Genomic DNA, 4,337 nt, shown 5'->3' on the forward strand with positions numbered 1-4,337 from the left:
CCATGGACATCCACAGGATGAGGGCGTGGTAATAATTTACATGTGCTCGTGGAACGAAGAAGAATATAGAAAAAATCATAACAAGAATGCAAATGATTAACCCCCTTCCATAGGGTCTTCGTATCGCGAAAAAAACGCTTAGAGCAAAGAAAACGAAAAAATAGGCATTTCCCAGGATTAATAAATCAGCAATCTGTACTAAACGCGTTATCCATAGTCTCTGAGGTTTCTCAAGATGTTGTCCTAGCACCTGTTTTGTAAATTCATCACCGAATAGTAAGTAAAAGGGCGAACACACAACTAATAGAGGAATAATGAACCCGAGAATTAAGAAACCAACATTTTTTGTCTGATTGCTAATTCCAACACCATTATATCGTCCTTCAATGATTAAAATAACGATAAAAGCAAACAGTATTGGTGCCACTATAATTTTAATCAGTACTCCAATGCTTACAAAAAGACCTGCTAAAAGTAAACTGTTTCTTTCAGCCGCGGCGTCCATTATTTTGTCTTTATTCTGTATAAAGACTGGTGTTAGAAAATAGTATCCTATGATACAGAAAGTTATGGCGATATGATCATTTACCGCCCTCATGCCGTACACAACGGACCACGGAGTAACTGCATAGACTAAACTCCCTAACAACCCTGTTTTATAATCAATCCTTTTTCCGGCTAAAAAGATCACGAAACTTGTAAAGGTTGTGAAAAAAACTAAGAATAACCTCGCTTGGATGACGCCAACACCAAATATCAGGAATACAAAAGCAAGTAAATAGGGAGAAAGTGGAGGGTGTGAATGATAAAAATCACGGTAAGGCATATCGCCCTCAATGATCCTCCAAGCAGCCATACCGTAAGTAGCCTCACGGAAAAAAGGGAAAACACCGATTATGACACCGTAAACCCTCAACACAAAAGCAGAGGCTAGTATAAGTGCGAGAATAACATGCTCTTTTTTCATTAAATCCACCTGTAAAATAAGACCTTCTTTGAAGTTAGTCTTTAAAGAGTGGGGTTACTTTGAATTTGCAGATAGGATAGAAGTATAAAATTTAATTCTTTTGCTATATTTTTGTTAAGAAAATAAAGCTTTCTGATGTTGACTGTACTTTTACTGACATCCTCTCCGCCCTAAAGGAAAACTAAAATAGGCGCTGATCGTGGTTTTCCATGAAGATATGACCGAATACTCTCAATTTCCACGTCACCTAGTAGAAAATTTCTTTGTGTTGTAAACTTTTTTTCCAAAACTTTTTTTTATCAGCCTTGCGAGTTAAAATTAGTAATGAAAAAAATTAACTGCTTAATACGGAGATGACAAATTTGTCTTATGGGGAAGTAGCTTGGGAAAAACTGCTTGTAGTAATATTGTTTATAGGCGTGATCATCTATTTTCCAATAATATTTTTCGGTCTACCCGTTATATTCACAGCGTTTGGAGTAGAAGTATTGGATGATATTTTCACTATTACCGCGCTAGTTACGTTCATCCTAGGATGGATACTACTAATTTACATATATAAGGACTCTATTGCCAGTGGATTTTCAGGTATGGGAAGGGCTGTTGAACACGTTCCAAAAGGTGTACGGCTTTTTTATATCGTCAATATTACGATTGCATTTGTCTTCTTCTTTATGCCGCTCTTTACCCCACTTATAGTCATTGTAGTTGCATTTTTAGTTGCGGGACGAATTATGTATCCTAGAAGTGATGATTATGGAGATAAAAGAGGCCGGTTTTGGATCTTTACTTTGTTACTTTTCGTAATATTAATGATCATTCCTATCTTGCAGGCTTACGACTTTTACGTTGCATATTTCATAGGTACCGAGACAACTCCTGGAATAGCTCGAGCAATCTGGAATATCTGGACTAGAGCACTTAATCCAATTCATATCGCTGTTTTATGCGTTGCAGATGCAGCAGCCATTGGTGCGTTCATTACGCTGATTTATGAAGGTGCAAGACAAGTTGATCCGCACTACGTAACCGAAATTCCTGACAGAGCTATAACTTTCTTAGAGATCCTAATATTGCTCACATTTGGAGCCCTTTGGTTCTTAGGCGGAGGCTTGGATCCTGATGTGGTAGGAGCAGGTCAATGGCTTTATGAAAGAGTTCTCCATTTCTTTGCGTTAGGTTTAGCAGTTCTTACTTGGCTTATTCGTTTCTTTAAAGGACTTCGCACCCACGCTCCTAGAGACCGCTATTACATTATGGGCATCCTTGGAATGATAGTGCTCTACGCAGCAGATTATATAGCAGGACTTAACCCAGGCAGTACTGAAATTAGGATGTTTTTAGGGATTGGTCAAGCAGACCCTGGACTCCTGACAATCGGTTTGTTATTTGCAAGCTTTTGGTTCGGTTTAATATTTTTTGTAGGGCTACGGTCAGGTGAAAAACAATATTAAGCCCTTTTTATCGATGAACAACCTATCCTCTCTAATTTTTTCATTTACAGATAAGAATTAAGAATAAATAATGAGAGCAGAATTTACCAAAATGAGGAACGATAAATTTTTACCATATCAGTGCCGGATCCAAATGTCGCCTCAATTTCATAATTATTAAGAATCCATTCATATACAATTTTGACTTCTTCAGCTCTAGTTTCATCATTAAAAGTTGTACGATAATGCTCCTCGTTAAAATTCCAAATTTCGATGTTATAGTCAATTATAATATACCTGACTTGCTCTTCCTCTAAATATTGTGGTAAATCACTAATACCAAATGCTTCTATATGGCCCGCAGCTAAATGTTCAATCCGGTATTTGTTTTGTCGATCAGTTAAAAGATAATAAGCAGAATCAGGTGAGAATATTATTTCATCTGGAGCGGTATGAGTTTTAACATACTCAGCTGCTTCAATTTGATATGGTAATCCATGACTTGTTTTCATATCAAAATATAATTCTAATCCTATTGTCCCTATTCCAATGAGCAATAATACTACCAAAAGCCAATTTATGATATTTGGATACAATAGACTTTGAGATGCGCTGTCTACCAACTCCTCGCTTATAACAAGCAATCTTTCAACAAGAATTCCACCTAGTAGTGAAAATGCAGGCATTATTTGGATGTAATAATGACCATATGGGGTGCTTAGAGAGATGACCAAAATAAATGAGGCGATAAACCATCCCGCTAGAAAAATGTGCCATTCTTTTCTTCTTTCAATTATTAGAAGCAGTCCTCCTAAACCAATACACCAAAGAATAGGATCTTTTAGGAATACGTCAAGAATATTATCTACTCGTCTAAGCAGAGTAAATCCATATGAAGGTGATAGATTAAAGAAAAATATAGAATAGATAGCATCATTTAAAGCATTCACTGCTATAAAATAAACCACAATCGGTATTATGCTCATTAAAAATCCGGCAATTAAAACCCCCATTGATTGTAGCAAATTTTTCAACGGATGTCTCACGTAAAGACGATGTAAAATGATGACAAAAGCTAATATAATCCCAGTTTGCCTCATAATTGTAGAAAGCCCTATTAAAACACCCACAATAAGATAATACCATGAATTGTTTTTCTTATGAGCCAAGATGTAAAAATAGACCGCTAGAGCCATAAAAAAAACCATAAATGTTTCTGAAAAAACCATCGTGCTACGTCGTAGAGTTACTGGCTCTAGTATAAAAAATAAAGCAGAGATTATACCTGTCAAGGGATTATTTATCTTATAACCGATTTTAAATACAACAAAAGCCGTAATTGTGCTTAAAAACATAGATACTATACGTACAAGTAATATTTGTTTACCAACAAGAAGGAAAATTAAAGCTACAGTGAAATAAACTCCAGGTGCCTTTTGATTAAACAAATCACGATACAGAACTTTTCCTTTGACTATCATCCAACCGTAATACAAAAAGGCGGCTTCATCTCTTCCTATTGCTCTAGAAATAAATCCAATTCTAAGTAAAAAACCCAATACAAGTATAATAATCATTAAATAATTATATTTTCTCTCTATCAGAGTCCGAAGTCGAGTTATTAACAGATTAAACAACCCTAAGCCCGTAGACTTCATCTTCTAAAACCTATCGATCCGTATTTTCAAAAGCGTATTTATAGCTTTTGTTTTGAACTGAAAATAATTCTGGTGAGATTGTATTAGTAAATGAACAGTCTTTCACTTTCATTGTTGTCTCTCTCATAATATTAATTAGAACTACGATATTTTTTTAGGAATACACGGCGACATAATACGGGAGGCGGGAGACGAGTTGTTTCGTCTATATTTTAAACATCTGTTTCCATCATTTTCTGAATGGCAGGACTTACCATTCGCCCCTTGGCAGTTCAATGA

The 4,337-nt window shown here is 35.8% G+C and carries 3 protein-coding genes; 1 reads left to right on the plus strand and 2 read right to left on the minus strand.

Annotated features, from left to right (window positions below; translation table 11 throughout):
* Positions 1–967 (minus strand): glycosyltransferase family 39 protein (locus QVB70_RS13925; RefSeq protein ID WP_287587399.1); only part of this gene is annotated, 967 nt, incomplete at its 3' end.
* 362 nt (positions 968–1,329) lie between these two features.
* Between QVB70_RS13925 and QVB70_RS13930 the strand changes: the two genes are divergently transcribed.
* Positions 1,330–2,421 (plus strand): hypothetical protein, encoded by a 1,092-nt coding sequence (locus tag QVB70_RS13930; RefSeq protein ID WP_287587401.1) that lies wholly within the window; start codon positions 1,330–1,332, stop codon positions 2,419–2,421.
* 83 nt (positions 2,422–2,504) lie between these two features.
* On the opposite strand, the gene QVB70_RS13935 is transcribed toward QVB70_RS13930, so the two are convergent.
* Positions 2,505–4,058 carry a glycosyltransferase family 39 protein gene (locus QVB70_RS13935; protein ID WP_287587403.1) on the minus strand — a complete coding sequence of 518 codons (1,554 nt, stop codon included), beginning with the start codon at positions 4,056–4,058 and terminating at the stop codon, positions 2,505–2,507.
* Positions 4,059–4,337 lie beyond the last annotated feature (279 nt).

The organism is Candidatus Borrarchaeum sp., from assembly GCF_019058535.1.
In the GTDB taxonomy this organism is placed as follows: Archaea; Asgardarchaeota; Sifarchaeia; order Borrarchaeales; family Borrarchaeaceae; genus Borrarchaeum; species Borrarchaeum weybense.